Raw genomic sequence first — 14,102 nt, 5'->3', positions numbered from 1 at the left:
TTTTGTGGATTTTAAAGAACATATCAGGGTTATTCCTGATTTTCCCCAGCCCGGGATCAGCTTTAAGGATATTACAACTTTACTTCAAGACGGTGATGCATATCGCAAGGCCATCGACGAGTTGAAGCAGCTTGTGGGCGACTTGAAGATTGACCTGATTGCCGGTCCCGAGGCCCGGGGATTTGTAGTTGGTGCTCCTCTGGCTTATGCCCTTGGCGTAGGGTTTATTCCGATTCGTAAAAGCGGGAAGCTGCCATACAAAACGATCGAGGTTGAATATGATCTGGAGTATGGCAAGGACTGCCTGGCTATGCATTGTGATGCGGTTAAGCCGGGACAAAATGTGCTGATCGCCGATGATTTGCTGGCAACAGGCGGAACAATATCTACCTCCGTGAATTTGGTACGGCAATTGGGCGGCAACGTTGTAGGTACTGCTTTTCTCATCGAGTTAAGCGAGTTGAACGGTCGCGAGAAGCTGCAAGGTATTGATGTATTTGCGCTGCTAACCTATTAAGCTGGGGAGCAGATCATATGTGAGGGTATGCCCAGGAAAGGGCCATCTTTTATGGTGTCTGTTCCTCACTATGTGCGATGGGTGACTTTGCTTTAATTTAGTTGGAAAAGTTCCAGCTAATCTTATGATAACCTGATTGTTGATACAGATTAGCTGGAAAACTCCATAATAAATCTGTCGATTTTTGAGTTTTACAACCTAAACCTAATATTTAACATGACAATTTCCCTCTAAATATCCAAATATGTGGATTTTCGAGACATTAGCGGGATTATTTCCTGTTAATTAGAGAAATGGAAGCTGTACTTACTGCACATTCCCAGCTATAACTATAGCTTCATCCTGCCTACAGTGATAAGCTGTTTGAATGTAAAAAGAAAAAGAAAGAGAAAGGGTGCTGACTCAAAGCAACGGGCTTTGGGACAGTACCCTTTTTATTACACGAGTCACTGGCGTTGGCGAACAGGTTACCTTAGAGTCGAGAGCTTGTTCGCAAAGCTTTTAATGAGCAGCTTCATCCTTGTCATTGTTGAGCCCAAGTACCTGAATCAGCTTGAACAGCAGGCTCATCACAATACCTACGATGGTCGCCAGCGCCATACCCTTGAGTTCAACATCGCCCATGGTCAATTTCGTTCCACTCAAACCAATGACCAGAACGATGGTGGACAGCAGCATGTTGGTTGGCTTGGAGAAGTCAACCTTTTGCTCTACGAAGATACGCAAGCCGGATGCGGCGATGACGCCAAAGAGCAAGAGCGACACACCACCCATGACAGGAGGCGGAATTACAGCGATGATGGCTGAAAACTTGCCGGAGAAGGAAAGCAGGATGGCGAAGATGGCCGCTCCTCCGATAACAAAGATCGAATATACACGGGTCAATGCCATTACGCCGATATTTTCTCCGTAGGTAGTATTAGGCGTCGAGCCGACAAAGCCGGACAGAATGGTGGAAATCCCGTTCCCCATCAGTGAACGATGCAGGCCTGGATCCTTGGACAGATCTTTGCCAACGATGTTGCTGGTGACAAGGAGATGGCCGATATGCTCGACGATAACCACCAGCGCCACAGGGATAATCGTAATGATGGCAGACAGATTCCACTGCGGAGTTGTGACTGTCGGCAGTGTAAACCATTTGGCGGCGGCAATGGCACCGGTATCAACCTCTTTCACAAAATAAGCTAACACATAACCAACCACAATCCCGATCAGGATATGAATAATTTTGGGGAAACCCCGGAACAGAACAGCACCGAACATCGTAACCCCAAGCGTTACGAGCGAAAGGGTAATATGCTTGGGATCGGGAGACCAGGCTTCACCGGGATTGCTGTTGATCCAACCCGCCATATCGGCGGCCACCGGTATAAGCTCCAGGCCGATCAAAGCAACGATAGCCCCCATAGCTGCCGGAGGGAAGACAACATCGATCCAGGTTGTACCGGCATATTTGATAAACAAAGCGACGAGCAGGAAGATAAGGCCAGTAATGATGAAGGCGCCAAGCGCCATCGCATATCCGCCCTCCGGATTGTTGGCAATCACCATACTTACAGGCGAAATGAAGGCAAAGCTGGAGCCGAGATAGGCCGGAATTTTGCCTTTGCAGATGAAGATGTAAAGCAGGGTACCGATTCCGTTCATCAGCAATATCATGCCAGGATCGACACCAAAAATATTTGGAACCAATACGGTACTGCCGAACATTGCAAAGAGATGCTGCAGGCTTAAGAGCGTACCCGGTCCGACAGGGACCTTTTCATTAACTTGAATTTCACGTTGCAACACGTTCACTCCTCTGAATATAACGATCAAGATAACTATCCTTACTAGATTAATGACATTGTCGCCATTTTTCAACAGAAAATTCATGAACAATGATATATAGCTTTCATTCGGAAAAAGTTGTCCACGCCGAAGAGGCAACCCAAGAGTTGACGGGAGAGGGTGCAAGAGTCATAATTATAGAAAATCAAAATAAGGCGATTTATGCTCTTCTGTGCGTTTTTTCAAGAATATTTTCATATGAAAGGAATCAACAGGATCACCATGGGCATTGAGCAATTACTCGAAAAGGCATCTGCCTACATAAAGGAACCGGACCTGGGGCGCATTCGGGAAGCGTACGAGTTTGCGGATCAAGCCCATCACGGACAACTCCGCAAATCCGGAGAAGCTTATATTCTTCATCCTCTGGCCGTTGCAGACATTGTGGTGGGCATGCAGATGGATGTGCTGTCAGTCATTGCCGCTTTGCTTCATGACGTGGTCGAAGACACTACGGTGTCCTTAAAGGAGATACAGGAGCGGTTCGGCGGCGATTGTGCTTTACTGGTGGATGGGCTGACCAAGCTGGAACGGATTAAATTCCGGTCCAAGGAGGAACAGCAAAACGAGAACTACCGCAAGATGTTTATTGCCATGGCTCAGGATATTCGGGTTATCGTCATTAAGCTGGCGGACCGTTTGCACAATATGCGGACACTCAAGTACCAATCGGAAGAAAGCCAGCGTCGGATTGCCTACGAAACCCTGGAGATTTTTTGCCCGATTGCCAATCGGCTCGGGATATCTGCGATTCGGTGGGAAATGGAAGATATTGCTCTCAGATATTTGAACCCACAGCAATATTACCGGATTGCCAATCTGATGCGCAAGAAGCGCGCAGAGCGTGAAGAATACATCAAGAATGTTATCGATCGGATCGCGGAAAAGCTTGATGAAATGGGAGTTCAAGCCGATTTATCCGGTCGTCCGAAGCATATTTACAGCGTCTTTCGGAAAATGACGATGAAGAACAAACAGTTCAACGAGATTTATGACCTGCTGGCCATTCGAATTATCGTCGACAATATCAAGGATTGTTATGCGACCCTGGGAATCATCCATACCCTATGGAAACCGATGCCGGGGCGTTTCAAGGATTATATCGCGATGCCAAAGGCGAATATGTATCAGTCGCTTCATACGACGGTGGTCGGCCCGAACGGGGAACCAACCGAAGTGCAAATTCGTACCTGGGAGATGCACCGTACGGCGGAATACGGGATTGCCGCGCACTGGGCCTACAAGGAAGGGACCGATACCGGTGGACTGGAGAACAAAATTACGTTTTTTAACGAAATTTTGGAGCTGCAGCATGAGGCGAAGGATGCATCGGAGTTTGTGGAATCGCTCAAGATGGATTTCTTCTCCGATCTCGTGTTTGTATTTACTCCTTCTGGTGAGGTCATTGAGCTGCCTGCTGGCTCCGTACCCCTGGACTTTGCCTATCGTATCCATACTGAGGTAGGTAACCGTACGATTGGGGCCAAGGTCAACGGCCGAATCGTGCCGCTGGATCATCGGCTCAAAACCGGGGACATCGTGGAGATTCTCACTTCCAAGCATTCTTATGGACCGAGTCAAGACTGGCTGAAGATAGCCCAGTCTTCGCATGCCCGCAGCAAAATCAAGCAATGGTTCAAGAAGGAGAAGCGCGAGGAGAACGTCGAGAAGGGCCGCGAAGCGATAGAACGGGAATTGAAGCGAGCCGGCATTGAGCCTTCGCAATGGATGTCAGAGGATAAGCTGCTGGACGCAGCCAAGAAGTTCACTTTTAACGATGTGGATGATATGTTGTCTGCGATTGGTTTCGGTGGTATTACGGCTGCTCAGATCGTCACCAAGCTGACAGAGAAGCTGCGTAAGGAGCAGGAGGAAGCAGCAGGGCATATTGAGCTTACTTCAGAGGTGAAGGAGGTCAAGAGCCAGCAGGAGGCACGGCGGCGCCCAACTAATGGCGTTGTGGTGAAGGGAATCGATAATCTGCTTGTGCGTTTTGCTAGATGCTGCAACCCGGTTCCAGGGGATGAGATCGTTGGCTACATTACTCGGGGGCGCGGGGTATCGGTCCATCGCAGTGACTGTACGAACATTCCGGGAATCCATGATGGCGAGGAAGCCGCACGGATTATAGATGTGGAATGGGAGAATGCGATTGAGGCGAATTACAGTGTGGATATCGAGATCACCGGTCATGAACGCCGCAACTTTTTGAATGAGGTGCTGCAAGCTGTAGCGGAGAGCAAGACCAATATTTCAGCCGTTTCCGGTCGACTGGACAAAAATAAAATGGCGTTGGTGCATATGACGATCCTGATCCGCAATACAGATCATTTGCAATCCGTCGTGGAGAAGATCAAGCGGGTGAAGGACGTGTACACAGTGCACCGGATTATGCAATAAGGTACGCGGAAAGGATTCAGGAACGATGAGAGTAATTGTGCAGCGTTGCCGGGAGGCCCGGGTGAACGTTTCGGGGCAAACTGTGGGCTCGATTGGCAAAGGACTGATGTTGCTTGTTGGCATTACTCATGAGGATACGGAACAGGACGCCGCTTATTTAGCCGATAAGGTGGCTAGCTTAAGGATTTTTGAGGATGAGAGTGGCAAGCTTAATTTCGGTGTGACTGAGATCGGTGGGGCTATCTTGTCTGTATCGCAGTTTACTTTGTACGCCGATAGCCGTAAGGGAAGAAGGCCTAACTTCATGGCTGCTGCCCGTCCGGAGCTTGCTGAGCCGCTGTACGAACGGTTTAACGATCTGCTTCGAGATAAGGGCTTAACCGTAGAAACGGGGATATTCGGTGCCGAAATGGATGTAGAGCTGACAAATTGGGGGCCAGTAACACTGATTATAGACAGCCCTTCATCCACTTTGCTGGTATGAGCAGAAGCAAGAATAGAAGATAGCATGTCGCATCTTTCATGGTGCAGCATGCTTTTTTGTATTGGGCAAGCATGGGAAGTTTTCCGAGACGAATAACCAAGCCTCTTTGGGGGCATGCTTAAGGCGAAGAAAAATCCAGAAGAAGCTGCGAAGGAGCTGGAGCTATGCACCAATCCGCCAAGTCCCAAGATTGGCAGGTTATTCCGCTTGTTCCTGCAGGAGGTTTGACCGAAGCACGGAGCCTGGCCCGCCTGGCTGCTCCGGAACAATTCGAGATGGTCCCGCGTGAGGTAAAGCCTTCCACGGAGTGGCTTCCACGTCCGGGAAGCTAATGCCTCGGTGCGTAGGGGCTCTTTATTTTGGACTGAAACATAAAAATTATCTTCAATCTGACATAAACTTCATCGTTTACAAGCGTGGTGATTGCCGGAAGGCCGATATGGAGCTGAAACAGCGAGTGTAAGCCCATATCGGCCATAGGCCCTTTATTGTTCACCTCATTTTTAGGGTAATAACAATTTAAGAGACCTAGGGTTTCTTTAGCGATGAATCTCAAATATAAAGGAGTGATTGGTATGACGAGGCATATTCAGGCATATTTCAGTACAGAAGATAAGGTGGAAGGTGCGCGTTTAAGCTTGCTCCCCTATGAGGTTGAGCAGGTGGAGACGGGGCATATCGAGGACGGTCTGACCGAGCGCGACAGAATTCGCTTTCCTTTTCTTCCAGTGAACACGGGAGGAGCTTCCGGGGCTACGGGCGCAAATATTGGCAATCAGGGTGCTGTTGCACTTCCGGGAACCATCCGCGATGGACAAGGTGCATTACCCGGTTTGGCTGTGGCGGGCTTAACCGTACATGAAACGGAGAATGAAGAACTCTCGGACAGGGACAACCGGGAAGCAGAGGAACCTCATGGAGATGTGGATCCCGATGATTTAAAATATGTGCTGAGTGCCAAGGTCAAGGAATATGAGTACGAGGAGATCGTGACAAAGCTGCGTGAGCAGGGAGCTTATATATCTGACCTGTAATATAACTGTAATATTAGATTCATGATCCTTTAACATTGCCTGTATATAATAACAGCATGACCCCCTTTTAAAATAGTATTTTTTGGACCTACACCCCGTTGGTGTGAGGTCTTTTTTCTGTAAGGGGGTGTTTTCGCCATATTTCGTCATACTATAGGCTTGACTTTAACGCGGTGGTTTCATACAATCATAAAATAACAGTTCATGTAACAGTAATAAGATGATTCGATGACGGGACAAAGTAATTCAACCCCACATCCACAGAGAGGAATCCCAGACCTTGGCAGATAGCTGCATAAGCAACGACACGATGCAAGCTGCAGGCATAAGGCAGGCTGGAAGGATTCCGGTGATGATTGAACGAAGGACCTCCCTGAGAACCGGCGGCGAAATAAGCAATTAGAGTAGACGCGCGGCGTAGGCGGGCGATAACCGCTTAAAGCGAATTTGTTTCCCCTAGGATTAGGGACAAATTCGGAATGTGGGTGGCACCACGGGTGAATCGTATAATCGGTCTCCCGTCCCTGTTTGGTTGAAACAAACAGGGACGGGAGTTTTTTTATTTTGCTAAGCTGATTAATGGATGGAGGATGAGGGAGATGGCTTTTCAAAAACCGACGGGTACCCAGGATCTACTCCCGGGTTTTGTGGAGAAATGGCAGTTTGCTGAGGAAAGGGCCAGAGATTTATGCCGCCGGTTTAATTACCGCGAGATTCGTACCCCGATCTTTGAGCAAACCTCGCTATTTGAACGCGGCGTAGGAGAAACGACGGATATTGTCGAGAAGGAAATGTATACCTTCCTGGATAAAGGTGAACGCAGTATGACGCTGCGTCCTGAAGGAACTGCGGGTGTGGTTCGTTCCTACGTGGAGAATAAGCTGTATGGGGAGCCAGACGTGAGCAAGCTGTATTATATCGGTCCTATGTTCCGGTATGAGCGGCCGCAAGCGGGACGACAACGGCAGTTCCATCAGTTCGGGGTTGAAGCCTTCGGAGCAACGGATCCCGCGATAGATGCAGAAGTGGTGGCGTTAGGCTACCAATATTGCCGTGAGTTGGGACTACAGGGCGTGAAGGTAGAGATCAACTCTGTTGGTAATCCGGAGAGCCGGGCGGCTTATCGGGAGAAGCTCTTGTCCTTCCTGCTGCCGATGAAGGACAGCTTGTGCAAGGACTGCCAGGCCCGGATGGAGCGCAATCCGCTGCGGGTGCTGGACTGCAAGGTTGATCAGGACAAGTTCGCGGATGCTCCTTCGATACTGGAAAGTCTGGACGAGGAGTGTACAGCTCATTTTGCCAGAGTACAGGAATTGCTGAGCGCTATGGAAGTGGATTATGTCATAAATCCTAGGCTGGTGCGCGGCTTGGACTATTACACGCACACTGCGTTTGAATACAAAGCCCAGGGTATCGGTGCTATCGATACGATAGGTGGTGGTGGCCGCTACAATGGACTGGTGGCTGAGGTAGGCGGTCCCGATCAGCCAGGTATCGGGATGGCGCTTGGCTTGGAGCGGATCGCCCTCATTCTGGAGAAGCAGGAAATTGCGCTTGGCGAAGCGAAGCCGCTGGATGTGTACCTGATCGCTTTGGGTGAAGCGGCGGACAAAGAGATTACGACATGGCTCTTCCGATTGCGGCAAGCGGGTATCTCCGCCGAGCGGGATTACTTGGGACGTAAGATGAAGGCGCAAATGAAATCTGCTGATCGGATGCAAGCTCGCTATACAGCGATTCTTGGTGACGATGAATTAGCTCGTGGAGAAATTGCCCTTAAGTCGATGGAAAGCGGCGAACAGCGCACTGTGAAGCTGGCTGACCTGGTTAATGAATTGAACTAAACTATTCACATAAAGGAGAATTTACATGAAAAGAACGCATCAATGCGGCGTGCTCAGCACCGCGAACATCGGAGAAACGGTTACATTAAACGGCTGGGTGCAGACAAGACGCGATTTGGGCGGCGTATTGTTTATCGATTTGCGCGATCGCAGCGGTATTGTACAAATCGTCTTCAACCCGGCGTACTCGGGCGAAGCGCTGCAGGTTGCTGACAAAGTACGGAGCGAGTATGTGCTGGCTGTAACGGGCAAAGTGGTTGAACGGGATGCAGAAACCGTGAACCCGAATTTGCCGACAGGACAAATTGAAGTACAAATTACGGAGATTGAAGTGCTGAATGCAGCCAAGACTCCGCCGTTCTTCATTGAAGACGGTGTGGAAGTCGATGAATCATTGCGTCTGAAATACCGTTACCTGGACTTGCGCCGGCCGGAAATGCAACAAACGTTGCGGCTCCGTTCCAAGGCAGCCAAGGTGTTCCGTGATTTCCTTGATGAAGAAGGATTTGTCGAGGTAGAGACTCCGATTCTGACGAAGAGCTCGCCGGAAGGAGCGCGTGACTACTTGGTGCCAAGCCGCGTGCATCCGGGAGAATTCTTCGCGCTTCCGCAATCTCCGCAATTGTACAAGCAATTGCTGATGGTCAGCGGAGTGGAGCGTTATTATCAGATCGCTCGTTGCTTCCGGGATGAGGATTTGCGGGCAGACCGCCAGCCGGAGTTCACCCAGGTTGACATTGAAACTTCATTCCTATCACGTGATGAGTTGCTGGATATGATGGAGAAATTGGTTGTCCGTCTCTTCAAAGAAACCAAGGGGATTGAGATCGAGACACCGTTCCAACGGTTGAGCTACGCTGATGCGATTGGCAAATACGGCTCCGACAAGCCGGACCTGCGTTTTGGCCTGGAACTGGTGAATGTCAGTGATCTGGTTGCCGGAAGCGGAGTTAAGGTGTTTGCTTCTGTCGTTGAAAAAGGCGGAGAGGTTAAAGTGCTTAATGCCAAAGGCTGTGGTACATGGAGCCGGAAGGACATCGATGATCTTGGCCCTTATGCCGCTCGTTATGGGGCCAAGGGACTGGCCTGGATTCAAGTGAAGGAAGGCGAATTCCGCGGTCCGATCGTGAAGTTCTTCACGGAAGAAGAAATAGCGGCTATCAAGGAACGTACCGGAGCGGCAGAAGGCGACTTGCTGTTGTTCTCCGCCGATAACAAAAAGGTCGTTGCCGATGTGCTGGGAGCCTTGCGCCTGAAAATCGGCCGTCAGCTTGGCTTGATCGATGACAATGTGTATAAATTCGCCTGGGTGGTGGACTTCCCGCTACTGGGCTGGGATGAAGAGCAAAAGCGTTATGTGGCAGAGCATCATCCGTTTACCCGCCCGCGTGAGGAAGATCTGGCGTTGTTTGACACCGATCCGGGGAAAATTCTTGCTCAAGCCTATGACCTCGTACTGAACGGCTACGAAGTAGGCGGCGGTTCGATGCGGATTTACAAACGTGAGGTACAGGAGCAAATGTTCAAGGCTATTGGCCTTTCACCTGAAGAAGCCCAGGATAAATTTGGCTATTTGCTGGATGCCTTTGAATACGGCACGCCGCCGCACGGGGGGATTGCCTTCGGCTTTGACCGTCTTGTGATGCTGCTTACCGGCCGCTCCAACCTGCGTGAAACGATTGCGTTCCCGAAAACAGCCAGCGCTACGGACTTGCTTATGAACGCTCCTTCCGAGGTGGATACGCGGCAGCTGGAGCAATTGCATATCAAGCTTGCGGCTATACCGGCTGAAGCCACGAAATAACGATTTCTCAGGAGGTGCGATAGAATATGCTTCATCAATTTTCACGGACCGAACTTGCCATTGGCGTTGAGGGCTTGGAGGTTTTGAAGAAGAGCACGGTAGCTGTCCTGGGGATCGGCGGCGTAGGTGCGATGGCCGTCGAAGGCTTGGCCCGTACCGGAATCGGCCGCATCATCCTGATTGACAAGGATGTTGTGGATATTACGAACATTAACCGGCAAATTCATGCATTGACCACGACGGTGGGCCAGAAGAAAGCCGATTTGATGTGCGAACGAATCAAGCTGATCAATCCTGAATGCGAAACGATCGCCCTGAACATGTTCTATACGGAGGAGACTTACGAGGAACTGTTCAAGTACGATATCGATTATGTTCTGGATGCTTCCGACACAATTATTTACAAGGTTCATCTGATCAAGGAATGTCTGAGACGCAAGATTCCGATCTTGTCGAGCATGGGTGCGGCCAATAAGATGGACCCTACCAAGTTCGAGGTGACGGACATTTCCAAGACTCATATGGACCCCATGGCACGGGTCATCCGGCATAAGCTGCGGGAGCAGGGGATCAAGAAAGGAGTCAAGGTCGTCTTCTCGACCGAGACTCCAGTGAAACCTCGTGCGGACGTGACGGAGAAGATTGCCCCGGCAGGAGCCAAGATTCGTAAAGCGAAGCAGCCTCCAGCCAGCAACTCTTTTGTTCCCCCGGTGGTGGGACTTATCATGGTCAGTGTAGCTGTGCGTGAACTATTGGAACGTGGCGGGGTGCACGTGTAAGCATACCGCGTTAATTCCTGGGAAGAAGTGCAGAATCGATGAATGCCATCGGCTCTGCACTTTTTTGCGTGGCAGCGTATGGGTCGTAAGAGCATTTTCTCGACTGTTTTTTTGTGTTAATCATAAGTTCAGCTTATATAGCCAGAAAATAATGTGCGGTGTACGTTCGTTAGTGGTATAATGGAATTCCTTTTGCGCCGAATCCAGACAAAAGCGGAGCATCATACGAAACCTTAGGAGGTAACTGAAAAATGGAACATTTTCAAAGTGCCTATCAAGAAGAGGTAGCGCGGCTTGACCGCACCCTAGAGGAGATAGACAAGCAGCTGCAACGGCTGCGGGGAATTCCGGTGTATACGGGGCAGGACTTTACGGAACAATTGCTGGAGGAGAACCGGGAGAATCAAAGGAAGCAACTGGAGCAATCGGTCCGTGAACCGTATTTTGGCCGACTGGATTTTGAGGAAAAGGGAAAAAGCAAAACTCCGCTATATATCGGCAAGGTCGGTGTGGGCGACCCTGAGGGCAAGGAGCCGATTGTCATCGATTGGCGGGCTCCGGCGGCCAGTCTGTTCTATTCTTTCACCGGTGGGGATAATGCGGCATATACGGCACCCGAGGGCGTAATTGAAGGGCTTGTGTATTTGAAGCGGAACATAGTTATTCGCAAAGGGATCCTGGATCGGGTAGCCGATACGTATAATCGGGAAAGCGATGGTCCAGCGGTATCGGATGAATTCCTCGTTTATCGGTTAGGGGAGAACAAGGATAACCGACTGCGCGATATCGTCTCAACCATTCAGGCGGAGCAGGACAAAATTATACGGGCGGCTAAAAACACGGCGTTGATCATTCAGGGCGTGGCCGGTAGTGGAAAGACGACGGTGGCGCTGCATCGGCTAGCCTTTTTATTGTATCAGTATAAGGAGCAGATTCGTGCGGAGCGGATGGTTATTTTTGCGCCAAATCATATGTTCATTGACTATATCTCCGAAGTGCTGCCCGAGCTTGGAGTTGGCGATATCCAGCAGAGCACATTCAGTGATTGGGCAGGCAAGGTGCTGGAACTAGGTGAAATAGATTTGGATGGATCCAGCGTATTGTCCGAGTGGTTCGATACTGCTGATCATGAAGGCGCTCCCTGGAAGGAAGGGGAGTTGCAGGGCCGCTTTAAGGGCTCAATGGTTTTTAAGGAGATGATTGATGACGCCGTGGTAAGCCTGGAGTCTAGCTGTGTGCCAGAGGGAGACTTTGAGCCTTGGGACGGGGCCAGGTTGTCACGCGAGGAAATTATCGGCTGGTTCGAGGGCGAGTATCGCCATTATCCGGTAGCACTCCGTAAGGAAAGAGTACTGGCGCGCATTCATCGCTGGATTGAGATGCGTCTCAAGCATTCGCCTTCGGCGGCTGTGCTGAAGGAACGTAAGAAGAAAGCCCAGCAAAGAGAGAAGAGCTATGCCAAGAAATGGCCTGAGTTAACGCCCCTTAGCCTATATAAGGAAATTTTTAGTGTTGGCAAGGGGACGGGGGGGCTGGTTGAGGTACAGCATCGCATTCCGGCAGGAATGCTGAAAGAAACGCAGGCTCGGCTGAAGAAAAATGTGGTGAAGGAAGAGGATTTGGCCGCCTTATTGTATCTATATACATTGATTTATGAGATAGATGGCAAGGTTACCTTCGACCATGTGGTCATTGATGAAGCACAGGATTTTTCTCCTTTCCAGGTTTACGTGCTGGATCGCTTTGTGAAGGGACATTCCTTCACCATTCTCGGTGATTTGTCGCAAGGCATCCACTATTATAAAGGGGTGCGTCGCTGGGAGGAGATGAGCAGCTTGTTTGGGCCAGAGGATACGGCCTATTTTGCACTGACCCGGAGCTACCGTTCGACCATGGAAATTATTCAGTTCGCAAATGAAATTTTGCAGCGCGGGGTTGGAGCCGATTTGCTGGCAGTGCCCGTGTTCCGCAGCGGAGAGCCGGTACGGCTCTTGAAGACCGATGGTGAAGGCCGCCTAGATGTACTTCGGGAGATACTGAATGAAGCCCTTGCGGGCAACATTCGTACGGTGGCGGTGCTGACCCGGACAATGCGCGATGCCAAAAGCCTGCATGCTGAGCTGGTTGCAGACGGAATGGATGCCAACTTGATCGACGGTGAGCTCAGAGAATATGCCGGCGGGGTGTCCGTGCTGCCGGTTTATCTGTCCAAGGGTCTGGAATTTGATGCGGTTATCGTGACTGACGTAGATACAAGCCATTACGGGGCTAATGACGCCAAGTTGTTGTATGTGGGCTGTACCCGGGCGTTACATGCGCTCTGGCTGCTGCATGGCGAGGAATTGCCGCCTTACGTGGCCGGATAAACGTCGTCTTCGATGAAGTCCTCCAGCCACCGGTCTGCTTTACTCTGATTACACAGGTTGCAGGCGCAGACACAGTTGACGGGGGTGGTATGACCACCCTTGGCTTTGGGCAGCAAGTGATCGATGGTATCGCCATATTCACCACAGAAGAAACAGGTATGGTTGTCCCGATTCAGGATGTACCGGCGAAATGACTTGTTGGTGTAAAGGCGGCGAATCGTAAACGGGTTAACGATGACGGCCATATGCTCCCGGACGAGCGTCACAGCGAGCTCAAGGTCGACTTCCTGCTGCCAACGTCTGCCCTTGTCGGTCCGCCCACGCATGCGGATCATCCCGTTCTTGTTCGGACGCAGGGTCCGAACATCAGGTCCCTCAACTCTCGGTGGGGGCGCGGGCAGGGCTCGCTTGATGCGGCGCTTGGGCCCGGCATATACTCCTGCCGCGCAGCGTGCAGCAAGCTGAGCCTGATCCACCTTGTCCTTGCCTTCATGCAGGAGGGCAGTGACTGTGTTGCGGGCGAGGGTTGCTGCTTCAGCCCCGGCCTTGCTTCTGCGGCGTTTCCGCTTGCGCTTGCGCGCCTGCTGCATTGCCGGTGGAGCCGCCTCTGTATCTACGGCCTCAACGCCAGTTACGGCCGCTTGCGGCAACCGGTTGGCCGCGCTTGCGGTGTGCGGCTTGTGGACGCTTTGCTCACGATTTTGCAGCTCTGCATTATAAATCGGCTGGGAGCTGTGCTTGTCCTGCGCCATGGCTTGCCGCTTGCGTTCCGCACGGCAGGCGCGACAGGCTCCGCGGCGTTCTCCCTTGCCGGAGCGCTTGCCTGTGCGGCGAAGGAACTCGCTTACGGGTTTCGTTTCGCCGCAATAGGCACATATTTTAACGGCTTTTGCCGGAGTGCTTGCACGTTCTGGTTGCTGAGTCAAAAAGGTCACCTCTATTCAAGCGGACTGTACAGATATACTTCTATTATACCCTTCGCCAGGCCTGCACTCTACATTTGCTTCCCTGCAACCTGGCTTGGACTTTATATATGCAAAA

General features: G+C 50.9%; 11 protein-coding genes. 9 read left to right on the top strand and 2 right to left on the bottom strand.

Features of this window, described 5'->3' with window-relative positions; translation table 11 throughout:
• Nucleotides 1–4 precede the first annotated feature (4 nt).
• Complete coding sequence (locus C557_RS0117550) at nt 5–517, top strand: adenine phosphoribosyltransferase (RefSeq protein WP_018753198.1); 513 nt, start codon at nt 5–7, stop codon at nt 515–517.
• A 501-nt stretch (nt 518–1,018) separates the two neighbouring features.
• Here C557_RS0117550 and uraA read toward each other — a convergent pair.
• The gene (gene uraA, locus C557_RS0117545) at nt 1,019–2,308 is read right to left on the bottom strand and encodes a uracil permease (protein WP_018753197.1); all 1,290 of its coding nucleotides are present in this window, start codon (nt 2,306–2,308) and stop codon (nt 1,019–1,021) included.
• 264 nt (nt 2,309–2,572) lie between these two features.
• On the opposite strand from uraA, the gene C557_RS0117540 reads away from it, so the two are divergent.
• The 8 genes from C557_RS0117540 (at nt 2,573) to C557_RS0117500 (ending at nt 13,061) form a co-directional block, all read left to right on the top strand.
• Nucleotides 2,573–4,750: a RelA/SpoT family protein gene (locus C557_RS0117540; RefSeq protein WP_026263548.1), complete on the top strand. Its 2,178-nt coding sequence runs from the start codon at nt 2,573–2,575 to the stop codon at nt 4,748–4,750.
• Between the two features lie 25 nt (nt 4,751–4,775).
• Complete coding sequence (gene dtd / locus C557_RS0117535; protein ID WP_018753195.1) at nt 4,776–5,234, top strand: D-aminoacyl-tRNA deacylase; 459 nt, start codon at nt 4,776–4,778, stop codon at nt 5,232–5,234.
• Nucleotides 5,235–5,398: 164 nt separating this feature from the next.
• Nucleotides 5,399–5,566, top strand: coding sequence for a hypothetical protein (locus C557_RS25210; RefSeq protein WP_018753194.1), 168 nt, complete (start codon nt 5,399–5,401; stop codon nt 5,564–5,566).
• Between the two features lie 243 nt (nt 5,567–5,809).
• Nucleotides 5,810–6,268, top strand: a complete 459-nt coding sequence (locus C557_RS0117520; protein WP_018753192.1) for a hypothetical protein — start codon at nt 5,810–5,812, stop codon at nt 6,266–6,268.
• 599 nt (nt 6,269–6,867) lie between these two features.
• Nucleotides 6,868–8,112 carry a histidine--tRNA ligase gene (gene hisS, locus C557_RS0117515; RefSeq protein ID WP_018753191.1) on the top strand — a complete coding sequence of 415 codons (1,245 nt, stop codon included), beginning with the start codon at nt 6,868–6,870 and terminating at the stop codon, nt 8,110–8,112.
• 25 nt (nt 8,113–8,137) lie between these two features.
• Nucleotides 8,138–9,916, top strand: a complete 1,779-nt coding sequence (gene aspS, locus C557_RS0117510) for an aspartate--tRNA ligase (RefSeq protein WP_018753190.1) — start codon at nt 8,138–8,140, stop codon at nt 9,914–9,916.
• A 26-nt stretch (nt 9,917–9,942) separates the two neighbouring features.
• Nucleotides 9,943–10,695, top strand: a complete 753-nt coding sequence (locus C557_RS0117505; protein WP_018753189.1) for a tRNA threonylcarbamoyladenosine dehydratase — start codon at nt 9,943–9,945, stop codon at nt 10,693–10,695.
• Between the two features lie 251 nt (nt 10,696–10,946).
• Nucleotides 10,947–13,061, top strand: a complete 2,115-nt coding sequence (locus tag C557_RS0117500; RefSeq protein ID WP_018753188.1) for a HelD family protein — start codon at nt 10,947–10,949, stop codon at nt 13,059–13,061.
• Here C557_RS0117500 and C557_RS25505 read toward each other — a convergent pair.
• Complete coding sequence (locus C557_RS25505; RefSeq protein ID WP_018753187.1) at nt 13,046–13,987, bottom strand: HNH endonuclease; 942 nt, start codon at nt 13,985–13,987, stop codon at nt 13,046–13,048. The genes C557_RS0117500 and C557_RS25505 overlap by 16 nt on opposite strands.
• Between the last annotated feature and the right edge of the window lie 115 nt (nt 13,988–14,102).

It is taken from the genome of Paenibacillus sanguinis 2301083 = DSM 16941, from assembly GCF_000374825.1.
GTDB classification, from domain to species: Bacteria; Bacillota; Bacilli; order Paenibacillales; family Paenibacillaceae; genus Fontibacillus; species Fontibacillus sanguinis.
This window is presented reverse-complemented; position numbering and strand designations above follow the sequence as displayed.

Excerpts from the sequence above, each read along its gene's own strand:
- C557_RS0117540 (WP_026263548.1), top strand. The coding sequence starts at position 2,573 with ATGGGCATTGAGCAATTACTCGAAAAGGCATCTGCCTACATAAAGGAA.
- dtd (WP_018753195.1), top strand. The coding sequence starts at position 4,776 with ATGAGAGTAATTGTGCAGCGTTGCCGGGAGGCCCGGGTGAACGTTTCG.
- C557_RS25210 (WP_018753194.1), top strand. The coding sequence starts at position 5,399 with ATGCACCAATCCGCCAAGTCCCAAGATTGGCAGGTTATTCCGCTTGTT.
- C557_RS0117520 (WP_018753192.1), top strand. The coding sequence starts at position 5,810 with ATGACGAGGCATATTCAGGCATATTTCAGTACAGAAGATAAGGTGGAA.
- hisS (WP_018753191.1), top strand. The coding sequence starts at position 6,868 with ATGGCTTTTCAAAAACCGACGGGTACCCAGGATCTACTCCCGGGTTTT.
- aspS (WP_018753190.1), top strand. The coding sequence starts at position 8,138 with ATGAAAAGAACGCATCAATGCGGCGTGCTCAGCACCGCGAACATCGGA.
- C557_RS0117505 (WP_018753189.1), top strand. The coding sequence starts at position 9,943 with ATGCTTCATCAATTTTCACGGACCGAACTTGCCATTGGCGTTGAGGGC.
- C557_RS0117500 (WP_018753188.1), top strand. The coding sequence starts at position 10,947 with ATGGAACATTTTCAAAGTGCCTATCAAGAAGAGGTAGCGCGGCTTGAC.